We start from the raw sequence: 13,716 nt of genomic DNA, 5'->3' as shown, positions 1-13,716 counted from the left end.
AAGACTATTTTGAGACATTATTTGGGTGGTATTTGGCACACTCCACCCAAGAAATGATTTCAGCAGAGAGGTGTGTGGTGCAGAGTCAGGATGAAAAGCGCAAGGAAGTCAGAGGGAGAAATCGATCAGTATGGAGTCGCAGAACAGACACGAGTTACATCTGTGCCAAGGCGTCCTGAACAAGTAACTCCAACTCATCGAGGTCAGGAATAAGCGCTGATTCACCACCAACGATTACCGGTTTCTGTATCACAACGCCCATATCTTCATCTGTAGAGGCGGGCAAAATATTGTCACTGGTTACACGCACCAAACGGGGGATTGCCTGGGCAACCAAACCAATGTACGGCAGTTCCTCATCGCCATTCAGGGTGTGGGTCACGATTATTCGGCCACGATGACCGGGCGCTTGAATCGATTTGTCCAATAACCCGTCAATAGAAACCACTGGAATGTCATACTGCCGCCACTCAATAAATCCAAGCAGCCAGTTTGGCAGATTCGCCTGTGGCTCAGGTTTCCGGTAGCCGACCACTTCCGCCACTGCGGCATTCGGCAGTAACAGCCGTTCCGATTCGAGCGGGATCAGAACGCTTCGCACCTCTGATGAGACAGCTTCACTCATGCACTGCCTTCCGCCAGTACTTCATTGATGTTCTCCAACAGATCGCTCTCCTGGTATGGTTTGCCGAGGCAGCGTTTTACACCAAGATCGAAGGCACGCTGACGGTGTTTTTCACCAACGCGAGAGGAGATCATGATGATAGGAACCTTTTTGTAATCAGCTGAGTTGCGCATATGACGCGCCAACTCGAAACCATCCATACGTGGCATTTCGATATCCAGCAACATGATATCGGGCACCTGTTCCTGCAACAGTGCCACTGCATCCACCCCATCTTTGGCGGTCACCACATCCATTTCATGACGTTCCAGGAGGCGGGTGGTGACTTTTCTCACCGTAATTGAGTCATCCACGACCAAAACCCGCAGTCGTTCTTTTCCAGCCCCAGCAGGAGCAGCCTTGTCAGCATCCGGCACTGCAAGCGCGTGGGCAGCACCCAGGCGTACCAGCGTACCGATATCAAGGATCAGGGCCACCCCCCCGTCCGCCAGAATTGTTCCACCGGTGATCCAGGGCACACTGCTCACTTGCTTGCCCAACGGCTTCACTACAATCTGACGCGTACCCAACAATCCGTCAACCTGCAGTGCCACCTGATGTTCACCTGTGTGAACAAGCAACATGGGGAACCACTTGGTGCTCTCATGCAAATCGGGGGCACCCGCCATCATCAACTGCCCCATGTTCTCGACTTTGTAGCTTCTGCCAGCGTAACTGTACCCCACCTGCTCACCAGCATAGCAAGCACTCAATTCCTCGTGACTGATTCTGACCACACCCTCTACACTGCCGTGGGGAATGGCATAGACCTCTTCGCCGATCTGCACCAAAAGCGCATCTGTGATGGCCAGGGTCAGCGGCAGTCGAATGGTAAAACTGGTGCCGCGACCAGGCTGCGAGTCGATGCTAAGCGTACCGCCCAGCTGCTTTACCTCACTGGTTACGACATCCAGCCCCACGCCGCGGCCAGCAATCTGAGTCACCTCGTCTGCTGTAGTAAAACCGGGCATCAACACACACTGCATCAGATCATCGTCACTGATCTCCGCATCCTTGACAATCAGGCCGTGGTCAACAGCCTTGACCTTGATGGCATCGATATCCAGTCCACGTCCATCGTCTGAGATTGTCAGTACGATGTCGGTTGCTTCCCTCGCCATGTAAAGCGAGACTACACCTTGTTCGCCTTTTTCAGTTTGGGCACGTTCAGATGAATTCTCGATCCCGTGGGAAACCGCGTTGCGCAGCAGATGCTCCAAGGCGGGAATCATCCGATTGAGTATGCTTCGATCCATCTCGCCATCGGCGCCGAAGCTATCGAGACGCGCCTTTTTCCCCAACTGATCGGCAGTCTGCCGAACCACGCGCTGCAGCCTGGGCAACAACTGCGCAAAGGGAACCATACGGGTGCGCAACAGTCCATCCTGTAGATCGGTGGAAATACGCGACTGCTGAAGCAACAGTGTGTCTGTCTCACGCTGAAGATCGTCCATCAGGTGATAGATACTGTCGAGATCGCTAACCGTTTCAATCAGGGCTCTGGAGAGCTGCTGCATATTGGAGAAACGATCGAGTTCCAACGGATCGAAAGCCGCCTTGTCCCCATCATCCTTCTCGTAGTCGTCCCTTTCCCAACGATAGAGAATCTGGGCTTCCGTCTCTATCTCCAGCTTGCGCAGCTGATCGTGCAGACGGGACACGGTCTGCTCCAACTCAGTCAGGTTAAACCCGAGCACACTGTTCTGTTGCTCCAAACGGGTGCGATAGATACTGATCTCACCGGCATTATTAACCATGCGATCCATTAACATGGAGCTGACACGCACTTGGTCTCGGGCCGGTCGAAAGATCGAGCCGGACTCATCCACCTGGGGCTCGACATCAGTCTCACCCTTGAACAGAGAGAAGGCTTTCTTCCAGACATCAGCTGACGACACACTCTCCTGCAGAGGCTCCATCTCGTCAGGCTGCGCTGCCTTCTCGTCAATACCCGGGGATGGCGCTTCAGCCTCCTCCGTTTCCGGCCAAGTCCGTTCGCCATCAACCTCAGCCAAACCTATTTCCGACAGCAGGCCATCAAGCTCACCTATCAGATTTTGAGGTTGATGTACCCTGCCGATACTGCCCACCTCATCCACCTGGGTGGCCAATCTGTCCAGTGCTTGGCGCGTCAGATCAGTAACTGTTTCGCTAGCCTGCAGCTGACGTTCAGCTACACCGGTAAAAACAGTCTCCAGCGCATGACTGAGATCCCCTACGGGCAGAATGCCAGCCAGTCGCGCACTCCCTTTCAGGGTATGAAGTGTGCGTTGAATATCATCAATAAGCGTGTCGTTTTCAGAATCTCCCATCCACTGCTGGTAGGTGGATTCGATGGATTCGAGCAGTTCTCTCGCTTCCTCAACGAAAATCTCGATCAGCTCCGGGTCTTCGCCAACCTCGAACAGCGGCTCTTCCTGCATAAGTGGCAGAGAGAGGTCTTCAAGGCCAACCTCGGCTGCAATATCCTCTTCACCACCTTCTACGGAAACCGGTGCAAGCTCAATCGCCTCGGAGATTTCAGCCTCTTGAACATTGCCCTCCATCTGCCCATCCTGCCGGGCTTCAGACGTTTCCTCTCTGACCTCTTCTTTTTCGAGCAGTGCGTGAGCGTGGTCGAGACGATGCAGAAAATCCTCGGTCTCCGGTTCCTGCAGTTTATGGTCAAGAAGCCACGCCAGTAGACCACGGATATATGAAGCACCATCATCAATAAAGGCAACTACCTCCTCATTGGTAACCTGATGGTGAGACATCAGCGAATTCACATAGTATTCGAGCGCCTTGCTCAGACCCGCTATGGATGTGACGCCTGCCATGTGAGCACTGCCGTGCAGGGTATGAAAAGCGCGTGAAACCTTTTCGGTCAGCGGCATGCCTTCGGCGCTCGCTTTCGCCTTTCTAACAAACTTATCCAGGGTTTTGAGATGCGCCGCCGACTCCGCTTCAAAAATCTCTAGCAGTTCGGTATCGAGTTCAATTTCCAGATCCGCGGCAGGCACCACTTCCTCTGGCGCTTCGGCTTCGGCTTCGGCTTCGGCTTCGGCTTCGGCTTCGGCTTCGGCTTCGGCTTCGGCTTCGGCTTCGGCTTCGGCTTCGGCTTCGGCTTCGGCTTCGGCTTCGGCTTCGGCTTCGGCTTCGGCTTCGGCTTCGGCTTCGGCTTCGGCTTCGGCTTCGGCTTCGGCTTCGGCTTCGGCTTCGGCTTCGGCTTCGGCTTCCAGGGAAGCGTCGACAATTGATTCTTCTATTGCTACTTCGTATCCGGAAACCTCGTCTCCTGTAGTATCCAGATGGGCCAAAGCTTCATCGATCTGATCCAGTGCCGGTGATTCCACCACTGGTTCAGTAGAATCAGCATCCTCTGACGCTTCAATACCAGCCACTTCAAGCAGATCTGTATCGACGAGTATCTCTTCCTCAGCGGATGGGTAGTGCGAAGAAGGAGTGGACTCCTCCCCATGCTCGGGCAGCGGTTTCACCTCTTCCGTTTTGGCAGTTGCAGATTCCGCCGCACGCCCTTCGGACAGTGCGAAAGCGCGATTGATAACAGCATCGACATCAACTGTCGGCAACACCGAGCGTTCCTGACAATCGATGAGCTCCGGCATTATATTCTGCACGGTATCGAGCAGATCGAAAATCTCGGGGGTAACCACGATGGTCTCGTCGATCACCCGGTTGATCATATTCTCTACCGACCAGGCCAGTTCACCAATGATCTTTGCACCCACCAACCGCCCACTACCTTTCAGGGTATGGAACGAGCGACGAAAAGTGATGAGGGCATCTTTGTCATCATGATTCTGCTGCCAACGAGGCAAGTATTCCTGGATAACCTCTAGCTCTTCCCGCGCCTCTTCAATAAAAATTTCCAGGATTTCGGAGTCGATATCCTCGAGCGCGGGCTTGTCTGCCGACGGAATCGGGATCTCCTGGGTCGACGCTTCGATCTCAGCCTGTTCCACTTGCTGGGAGATGACATCTACAGGGGATGGGACCTCCAGGGCTTCAACCGGAACGGCTTCTTCAGTTTCTGACTCCTCGTCAGGAATTATCTCCGGGGATACTGGGAGGGGAACCACCGGTGCCGGCACATCGCTAACAGCTTCAGCCTTTTCAGAGGGCAGTGCGCCACGCGTCTCAAGTAAGCCGGCCAGTGCCGCTCTTGCAATGCTGACTATCTCATTTCGGTCACCAGCGCCGTCGATCAGAGATTCGAGGAAGTATTCAATACTGCTTATGACATCAGCCAATGAGTTCAGCTGTTGGCGCTCTGGAATCTGTCCATCTTCTATAAGGTGAGCGCGGATAAAGTCTGCCGTCAGGCCAAGTATCCGTGCGGGCTCAACCAACCCAAGCAGATTCAGGGCGCCGTAAACCCGATGAAATTCATCATAGACATCCTCAAGCACCGAGGCATCATGTGCCGTTTCGGTATAGCTGATGATCGCCTCTTTGGCTTTCGCAATGTCCACTTTTGCTTCGCGAACGGTCTGCCTGACCAGGCTTTCATATTCGCCCTGGGGCAGATCCTGTCCCCAGCCGCCATCATCGACTACGTGATCGATGGAGGCCTTTCCACTGTGAATATTGCTCAGAGACGATTCGACAAACAGCAGGTCGCCCGCCATTTCCATCAGTTCAAACTCTTCCGGCTGAGTCTCCCGTTCAACAATAGAGTGGACGCGGTCAGCCTGCCGAATCAGGCGGGTACGAAGAGCACCTTGACCGATCATACCAAGGGTGTCCCCCAACTTGCGCAGGGGAGTCTCCATCTTCGCCAGCGCACCGGGTTGGGACTGCTCTCCGCGCATGAACAGGTCAAGGATATCCTTGACGTGGGTAAGTTCAATGTGGATAGCATCCCGAACCGACTCGGCGAGATCCTCATTCGCCCCGGTCAGGCCCTGCCTGCCCAGCGCCAGATCAGCCTCGCTGGGCAATACCTCATTCAGATGATAGGCCTCTTTGACCTCCTGAATACGAGGATTGCCGGAATCTGCGCGAGCAACATAGTAGAGAAGATTTTTTAAAAGATCTTTCGGTGGGTCATTCACTAATGACGACTCACCTTCATCCACGATATGTTTGAGTTGACGGTCCAGCTTGCCAAACAATTGTTTGACAGCGATACCGGAATCGATGGTGAATTCACGCAAACCCTGGATTAGCGCGCCGGCAACCCACATAAGGCGATGGACCTGCTCAGTCCCGGCACTACGTTCCAGCTCGTCGACCACATCCTGTAGATAGCTCCAGCCTTTCTCAACATTCAGTTTGCGGTACCAGTTGAGTAGACCGAGATGGAATTTGTGCCGTGAACGGCGGGCCAATGCAGGCAGATCCTCATTGGGCTCCCCGGTGATACGGCCAACCACCGAGACATCATCCAGATCAGGATTGAACAGCGCAGCCTCAGAAAGCAGCGGTGCCTCCCGCACGGCGCGGAGATCATTCAGCAGTGGTAAAACGATGAACGGAATGTCCGAATCACCGGATTGCAGTTTTTCCAGATAGTCAGGCAGCTGTATCAGCGCCAGCATCAAGGCTTCGGCAGCGTCATCGATCTGCCGCACCTTTCCGCTATACATCGCCCGTGCGACCTGCTCCATCTCTTCCGCAAGCATGCCGGGGCCATAAGCCTGAACCATCTGCAACACACCAGATATCTGGTGTAGCCGATCGGCGCAAACTTCCAGGGATGAGGCCTCGCCCTCGCCTTCGATCCGTTCCTCAAGCGCCTGTCGCGCCTGACGAAGGGTCTCGTCAATCTCCTCTTTGACCCAGTTCAGGGCGCCAAAATCGTGAATGTTGGTCACAAGCGTACCTCAGTAGCCCATTCACGTATCGCAAAAAAAACTTTGCTCAGCATTTTGCCCCTAGTATCCCTAACCGCCATTGAACTGAATAGATGAAACGCCCCGCCTTTACGGGAGGCGGAAACCGGCAACAGTTTTCTGCAGTTCATCAGAGAGATCAGCCAGCTCTCCGATGGATTGCGCGGTCTGGTTGGTGCCATCAGATGTCTGGGTAGTAATCTCCTGAATAACCGCCATGGTGTCATTAATCCTGGCTGACTCATCGGATTGTATCTTGGCTGAACCTGAAATTTTCTCCGTCAAATCTGAGATATACTGCGAAACGTTCTCGATCTCCATCAGGGCTTCGCCGGCATCCTCTGCGAGTTTGGCACCTTTCACCACACCCGTGGTACTGGCTTCCATGGAGATAACCGCCTCGTTGGTATCTGCCTGGATGGTTTTAACCAGCGCCTCGATCTGCTTGGTTGCGTTGATTGAACGCTCAGCAAGCCGCTGTACCTCGTCCGCAACCACCGCAAAACCGCGACCCGCCTCACCTGCCATCGCCGCCTGCATAGCAGCGTTCAGGGCCAGAATATTCGTCTGATCAGCAATGTCATCGATCAGCTCCACGATATCCCCGATCTCCTGGGAGCTTTCACCCAGTCGCTTGATTCGTTTCGAGGTCTCCTGGATCTGCTCACGGATCGAATCCATGCCCTGGATGGTGTTGCGCACGGTGTCAGCGCCCGTGTTGGCGATATCAACCGAGCGCTTCGCAACCTCCGCCGACTCCGCTGCATCCTTCGTCATCTGATCGATTGCAGTCGTCATCTCCTTGATGGAGGAATTTGCCTGGGTAATCTGCTCCGCCTGATGCTCACTCGCTTCTGCAAGATGCATTGCGGTTGCGCGACTCTCCTGTGTCGAGGACGAGACCTGTTCCGAGGTGGCATTGATGGTGGTAACCAGCTCCCGCAAGGCCTCGATAGCATAGTTAATGGAGTCAGCAATGGCACCGGTAATATCCTCGGTGACGCTGGCGGTCACGGTCAGGTCACCATCCGCCAAATCGCCCATTTCATCCAATAGACGTAGAATCGCCTTCTGGTTGTTTTCATTCAGCTGCTTACTCGCTTCTTCACGCCGGCGGGCATCAACAACGAGCTGCACGCCCAACAGGATTAGAAACAGTGCTGCTGCGGCGCCGAAAAGTGCCACCGCGCCTGGACCAGCCTTGATACCAAGCAACTGAAATCGTCCGGGAGATTCACCAAAGACCTTGATCAGCTGTTCCGCTTTGTCACTGGTTCGGTCACTGACCTCATCGACCGTAGATGCCGCCTCAAGTGCCGGCAGTACCGCCGGAATACTGTCGATAATCTCTTCTGCATGATCGTTGATCGTGCCGAACAGGGTGGCAACATCCCGTAAACTGGCTTCTGCGGCAGGATTCGTTACTTTTTTCACGCCCAAGTCAGGATCACCTTCCAACAACCCGTCCAATACACGGCCAAAACGATCGCCATCCCGGCTAAACTGGTCAATGGCTGATGCTGTCTCCTGTCCCCCAAGCAATACTGCATTCACCTTGGTATCGATTCGCTGTGCCAACATCAGCTGTTCAGTGGCGATATAAATTTGACGTGGCGACGCCTGCTCGTTGATCAGGCCCTGCACAACCTCATTTGAGAGATCCTGCAGCTGAGGAATAAATTCTGAAATGACGCTGGAAAACTCGCCAATTGCCAAGGTGGGTTCTTTCGCGGCAAGAATTTCATCCGCATTCTGGCGTAACTCAAGCCAGGTATTTTCGACCTCACGAAGGGTTGGGCGCATTTCGTCCGGCGCTGGAGGCAACCCTTCTGAACGTGCGCCATTCTTGAGCTCCCACATGATCTGCTCAAAGCGGTCCCGGACGCCCTGCAGGGAACTGAATGCCTGTCGCTCGCCACGAGCAGCCAGGAGGGAAAATTTAGCCAGTCGCTGAGCCAGAATCCTCTGTTCAGCGGCTCTTAGCAGGTACTGTTCGTCAAACGACTCTTGCCTGGTGGTATGCACAAAGGTCAACAGCGCCAGAACCAATGACACCAACAGTAGTACGGAAAGTACCGTTATGGCCCTGTTTGACGGTGATTTAGCACCTCTTACTTTCATTACTCTTTCTCCTGAAAGCGCATCTTCAAGCCCCGCTGCAAGCGGTGCATGACACGGACTTACACGGCCGCAACCTGAAAAGCAGGATCCTGCGCCAATGAAAACAGACTTAAAACCGGCCAGACTTCACCATCCAGGTCAAATCCAAACCGTACATATTTTTCCATATGACCAACAACACCATGATTGGCAATTGCCATCGTTTCGCTGAAATGGCGCATACCCACCATTTCACCCACCAGGACACCGGTAAAAACGTCATGATGAGCAAAAACCAGTACCCGGCTGCGCCGGCCACGGTCTGTTTTATTTCCGACAAGATAGGATTGCAAGTCGATAACGGGAATCAAATTGCCGCGAACATTTGCCACACCCAACATCCAGGATTTCGTTCCAGGGACCGGGGTAATATTGCTGGGATAGTTAAGGATCTCTTTTATCTCATCGAGTGGAGCAACCAGTCTTTGCTCGCCAACGAAGAACATTACGCCTTCCCACTGCGCCTCGGCCTGCTCCTGCTGAGGAAGGCCCCGGGCAAACTCTCTGCTACGATGTTCGATAACCTGTAAAAGCTGCACCAGCTCTTCAGGATCATCAAACATAGGATCAGATAGCATTTCAGCCATTCAGCAATACCTTGATCTTGGCCAACAGGTCTGCAGGCGCCACCGGCTTGACTAGGTATTCACTGGCCCCCTGGCGTTTCCCCCAACTCCGATCCGTCTCCTGATCTTTCGTAGTCACCATGATCACAGGAATTTTCGCGGTCCCCTCATCGTTCTGTAACTGCCGGGTAGCCTGAAAACCATTCAGTATAGGCATCACCACATCCATCAATATCAAATCCGGATGTATGCGCTTTGCCGTATCGACACCCTCCTGACCATCGCGCGCCACCTGAATCTGAAAGCCCTGCTTTTCCAGGATCTTCTTCAGAACATGCACCTCCGTCGGGGAATCATCCACGATCAATATCGTAGCCGCGCTTGCCCCAGGTACCACAGTAGCCTGATCAAGCTCTTTTGGAGTCCTGTCTCTGTTAAAAAATCTTCTTATCATCGATATAAAGCGCCGAAAGCTCTTTTGCTCGCTGGCCGCAGTCTATGCGACCCCCATGATTATTACTCTGAATCAGGCTGCCTTAGTGGCATATCGCCTAATCGCACCCAAGAGTTCATCCTTTGTAAAAGGCTTGGTCAGGTACTGCTCAGAACCAACAATACGCCCGCGCGCCCGGTCAAAAAGGCCATCTTTACTGGAGAGCATGATGACAGGAATGTCTTTATAAACTTCATTATGCTTTATCAGCGCGCAGGTCTGGTAACCATCAAGGCGCGGCATCATGATATCGACAAAGATAACGTCGGGATGATGGTCAGCTATCATCGCCAGCGCCTCAAAGCCATCGATAGCGGTCATAACTTCACAACCGGCTTTTTTCAGAAGACTTTCAGCAGTACGTCGGATGGTCTTACTGTCATCAATGACCATCACCTTGACCCCTGAAATATCCGTCTCCGTATCTTCAGCACTCAACTTGACATCCTCTCGATAATGGGGCGGCGCAGCACATAATTAGGCCAGCTATTTGTTAGGAATCACAGTTGTCAGGCCCCACAACTGCCACAACTGCATACCTCCCCGGTAGTAAAAAAGCCTTTCCGGTGGATATCCCACCTTCAATAGCCCCTTTATCGCCCTGGGAGACTGACCACAAGATGGGCCATTACACCACAACACCAAGTCCTTGGCTTTGGAAAAATTCCATTTACCGCTCTTCAACTCCCCACCCATGAACCCCATCTCTTCCATTTTACGGGTAAAAAAACCTACGCTGGAACGCCGTGTGACACCAAACGACTCCAGTGCCTTCACCATTTCAGGGGCATCCACCTCTTTGGAAAGAGTGGTAAAAGGGATATTGACAGAGCCGGGTATAGTTCCACGCTGAAACCACTGGGGAGTTCTGGCATCGATCAGCAGCCCCTCTCCATCCCGCAATTTTGTCTCCATAAACTCGAAGATCTCGACTTCACCAATGGTCGACACCCGAGGATCAGCCTGCTCCGGCCTGATACAAAACGGCGGACATTTACGCACCGTCTTGGCAAAATAACCCTTGAGTTCGTAGTCGGGATCCTGAACCCGCTGAACCTTTATGGAACGTCCCTCATGCATGACATGAAGATAGGGCTTGTCGGCAGTCAAGCCAACCACACCACTGCTTTCACCTACCTCTAACTCATCTGCCGAAGCAACTCCCACTATAATCAGCAGGAGAAAGATGACGAAAGTATGTTTAACGAATAATTTCATGCCTGTCCTCGTAATTCTATTCTTATTTTGAGAAATTCAAAGCCGCTGCCCTCGGTATTCGAAAGTGCCCTGCATGTTTAGCGATGCAGGAATCGATCCATGATCTTTTTGCGAATATCTCCGATGGATGCTCCACTCTTGTAGTCGAGATAGATCTCCTCCTGACTTCGGCCAGGCAACTTTCTGTAAAAAGTAAAACTGCCCAAGTAGCGGCTCTTCAGGTTAGCCTCAAATTCCTCCTGGGTTGGCCCACCTTCAACCAATGGCGCCTGCTCACTCTGCCCACCAACGTCGCCTCTCTGCTCCACCTTGCTGGCTTCTTCAGCAATGGCGGAGAGGAAGGCATCGTCCTCATCCTCCGCTGTAGCCAAGCCGCTCACAAATAGGGGAATAAGAAAGAGCAACCACAAAATACCCGGTCGCAGCATCGCCAAACCGCTCTGACGGCTGAATCCTACCGGCATAGCGCACCTCAAATAGTTAATGATTTAACAATTGCGGACCGCTGCCCTTCTCACACTGCCAGGATGAACAACGAATCTCTATTTATTATACGGCCGAACCCCTTCAACCTACGCCAACCATCCTGGATTCACTAAAAATAGCAAGATGTTCACCCCGCATCAAGGTTAGCCTTCCTCGCATCAGGTTTGAAGGATCTTTGTCGATAACCGTGACGACCTCGCTGTTTTATTGCACGAAAAAAGCAAAGTCGCTTAAAACCATCCCAAATCCAAAGTAAACTGTGACACCATGAAGATCAGAATCGGCGTAGTCATGGACCCTATCGAGTCCATCAATATCAAAAAAGACAGTACTTTTGCCATGCTGCTCGCAGCTCAGGCCAGGGGCTGGGAACTCCACTACCTGGAGCAGTCCAGCCTTTTTCTGTCAGGGGGGCGCTGTCTCGCTGAAACCCGCACGATTCGGGTCAGCGACGATCCATCAGGTTGGTACGAAGTTTTCGAGAAACGGACACTGCCTCTGGATCAGATCGATGTTGTGCTGATGCGCAAGGACCCACCCTTCGACATGGAGTACATCTACACCACCTACCTGCTGGAACAGGCGGAGCGTCAGGGCTGCCTGGTCGTCAACCGCCCTGCCAGCCTGCGTGACGCAAACGAAAAACTCTTTACCAGCCTGTTCCCCCAATGCTGCCCACCCACGCTGGTGAGTCGCAGAAGCGATGATTTCCGTGCTTTTTACAAAGCGCACAGGGACATCATCCTCAAACCCCTCGGCGGCATGGGCGGCGCCTCAGTTTTTCGCATCAAGGAGGATGACCCAAATGTCAGCGTCATCATCGAAACCCTGACCAGTCACGGCACTGAATACACTATGGCGCAGCGATTCATCCCCGAGATCAGCGCAGGCGACAAGCGCATCCTGATGGTGGACGGCCAACCCATACCTTACGCCTTGGCCCGCATCCCGGCCAAAGGTGAGACCCGGGGAAATCTGGCCGCCGGTGGCCGTGGAGAGGGAGTACCACTGTCGGAACGGGATCACTGGATTGCCGGCGAAGTCGGACCGGAACTGAGACGGCGCGACATACTCTTCGCCGGACTCGACGTAATCGGCGATTTTCTCACCGAAATCAATGTCACCAGCCCCACCTGCATTCGGGAACTGGACAGACAATACAATCTGGATATCGCCGGCGATCTGATGAATGCCATTGAGAGGAAGCTGCAGTAATGAGTCGCATCTGGAACAGGCTGTCCCGACAGATTCCGCCTGTGCTTATCATCCTGTCCATACTCGTGGCTACGGGCTGTCACGACGAGCACCAACCCATCCACCACAGCCGCTTCCTCGCCTTTGGCACCCTGGTCGACCTCGACATCGTCGGCGCAGATCGAAAAACAGCAGAACAGGCCAGCGCAGCCATCCAGGCCGATTTCAACGCGATGCATCAAGCTTGGCATGCCTGGGACCCCGGCCCACTGAAACGAGTTAACCTTTTGATCCAGAAGGGGGAACAGTTTTCCGTCCCGCCGTCAGTGCAGCCCCTGATCGAACAGTCCAGCCTGCTCTCCGCCCAAAGTAACCACCTTTTCAATCCCGCCATTGGTCATCTGATCGATCTTTGGGGGTTTCAGAAGAGTCCCGAGCAGTGGAAACCACCACAGCAGGCGGCAATCGACAAACTGCTCACGACCAATCCGCGCATGTCGGATCTGCAACTGGACGACATTCTGCTGCAATCATCAAATCCGTCAGTCAAACTCGATTTCGGCGCCTTCGGCAAGGGGTATGGCATCGACCTGGCCATCGAACATCTGCGCGAATTGGGCATCCAGAGCGCCATCCTCAACTCAGGGGGGGATCTGCGGGCTATCGGCAACCGTGACGGACGCCCCTGGCGCATCGCCATTCGCCGGTCCAGCGGCCACGGTGTCTTTGCCATGGTTGAGGTGGATGGGGACGAAAGCGTTTTCACCTCCGGCGATTACGAGCGAAACTTCACGTATGAGGGCCGTCTGTATCACCACATCGTCGATCCCCGCACCGGTTACCCTGCCACAAAATCCCATTCTGTAACCGTCATCCACCAAAATGCCGCCACTGCCGACGCTGCCGCCACCGCACTCTTTATCGCCGGACCGGATGAGTGGCATGAGATCGCGCAGGCTATGGGGATAAAGTTTGTCCTTCTAGTCGGTAGCGACGATCGTATTCATATGAACCCGGCAATGCAGAAACGGGTCATACTGGTGGATGAAAATCATCAGGAAATCGTCGTGAGCAAGCCGCTCTGAACGAGGGAGCCCG

The 13,716-nt window shown here is 53.6% G+C and carries 10 protein-coding genes; 2 read left to right on the top strand and 8 right to left on the bottom strand.

Annotation, left to right across the window (positions count from 1 at the left end):
* Positions 1-154: 154 nt before the first annotated feature.
* From HPY30_13115 to HPY30_13080, 8 genes are all read right to left on the bottom strand, one after another.
* Positions 155-625: a chemotaxis protein CheW gene (locus HPY30_13115; protein QYZ66843.1), complete on the bottom strand. Its 471-nt coding sequence runs from the start codon at positions 623-625 to the stop codon at positions 155-157.
* Complete coding sequence (locus HPY30_13110; protein QYZ66842.1) at positions 622-6,483, bottom strand: response regulator; 5,862 nt, start codon at positions 6,481-6,483, stop codon at positions 622-624. The genes HPY30_13115 and HPY30_13110 overlap by 4 nt, the downstream gene beginning before the upstream one ends.
* A gap of 108 nt (positions 6,484-6,591) precedes the next feature.
* Positions 6,592-8,622: a chemotaxis protein gene (locus HPY30_13105; GenBank protein QYZ66841.1), complete on the bottom strand. Its 2,031-nt coding sequence runs from the start codon at positions 8,620-8,622 to the stop codon at positions 6,592-6,594.
* A gap of 59 nt (positions 8,623-8,681) precedes the next feature.
* Positions 8,682-9,248: a purine-binding chemotaxis protein CheW gene (locus HPY30_13100; GenBank protein ID QYZ66840.1), complete on the bottom strand. Its 567-nt coding sequence runs from the start codon at positions 9,246-9,248 to the stop codon at positions 8,682-8,684.
* A complete protein-coding gene (locus HPY30_13095) occupies positions 9,241-9,681 on the bottom strand; it encodes a response regulator (protein QYZ66839.1) in 441 nt (146 codons plus the stop codon). The genes HPY30_13100 and HPY30_13095 overlap by 8 nt, the downstream gene beginning before the upstream one ends.
* 72 nt (positions 9,682-9,753) lie before the next feature.
* On the bottom strand, positions 9,754-10,113 hold the full coding sequence (locus tag HPY30_13090) for a response regulator (GenBank protein QYZ68038.1): 360 nt from the start codon (positions 10,111-10,113) through the stop codon (positions 9,754-9,756).
* A gap of 93 nt (positions 10,114-10,206) precedes the next feature.
* Entirely contained in the window at positions 10,207-10,938 is a 732-nt protein-coding gene (locus HPY30_13085) for a rhodanese-like domain-containing protein (protein ID QYZ66838.1), read from the bottom strand.
* Between the two features lie 77 nt (positions 10,939-11,015).
* Positions 11,016-11,402: a hypothetical protein gene (locus HPY30_13080; GenBank protein ID QYZ66837.1), complete on the bottom strand. Its 387-nt coding sequence runs from the start codon at positions 11,400-11,402 to the stop codon at positions 11,016-11,018.
* 289 nt (positions 11,403-11,691) lie between these two features.
* On the opposite strand from HPY30_13080, the gene gshB reads away from it, so the two are divergent.
* On the top strand, positions 11,692-12,639 hold the full coding sequence (gene gshB / locus HPY30_13075; protein ID QYZ66836.1) for a glutathione synthase: 948 nt from the start codon (positions 11,692-11,694) through the stop codon (positions 12,637-12,639).
* A 20-nt stretch (positions 12,640-12,659) separates the two neighbouring features.
* Positions 12,660-13,703 (top strand): FAD:protein FMN transferase, encoded by a 1,044-nt coding sequence (locus tag HPY30_13070; GenBank protein ID QYZ68037.1) that lies wholly within the window; start codon positions 12,660-12,662, stop codon positions 13,701-13,703.
* Positions 13,704-13,716 lie beyond the last annotated feature (13 nt).

Source organism: Gammaproteobacteria bacterium (ex Lamellibrachia satsuma), assembly GCA_019623805.1.
In the GTDB taxonomy this organism is placed as follows: domain Bacteria; phylum Pseudomonadota; class Gammaproteobacteria; order Chromatiales; family Chromatiaceae; genus QGON01.
The sequence above is the reverse complement of the archived record's forward strand: the minus strand, read 5'-3'. Positions and strand labels throughout refer to the sequence as shown.